The organism is Exiguobacterium sp. SH0S7 (genome assembly GCF_004337195.1).
GTDB classification, from domain to species: domain Bacteria; phylum Bacillota; class Bacilli; order Exiguobacteriales; family Exiguobacteriaceae; genus Exiguobacterium; species Exiguobacterium aurantiacum_A.
The window spans coordinates 1-251 of record NZ_SJVA01000066.1 but is presented as its reverse complement, the minus strand read 5'-3'; the positions used below and the strand labels follow the sequence as shown (position 1 = coordinate 251).

Here is a 251-nt window from a genome sequence, read left to right as displayed (position 1 = left end):
GCTTGAACGTCGCATCCAACAGATCGAGCGGGAGAACGAGCGCCTTCGGGCCGAGAACCTGTTCCTAAAAAAGTTAGAGGAGATCGAGAGGAGAGGTTGATCAGCCAGATCCGGCTACAATTGCGTTACACGGCCATCAAGGAAATGTCGATAAGCGACACGTTCCCGGTCGTGCTCTTATGCGAGATCGCGCAGGTCTCACGGGCCGCCTATTATAAATGGTTAAAACGTACCGTCTCGGTACGCGAGGA

1 pseudogene is annotated in these 251 nt (G+C 53.8%); it reads left to right on the top strand.

Features of this window, described 5'->3' with window-relative positions:
- Positions 1-251: pseudogene (locus tag EVJ22_RS15765) on the top strand (IS3-like element ISEnfa5 family transposase); the annotation flags it as partial.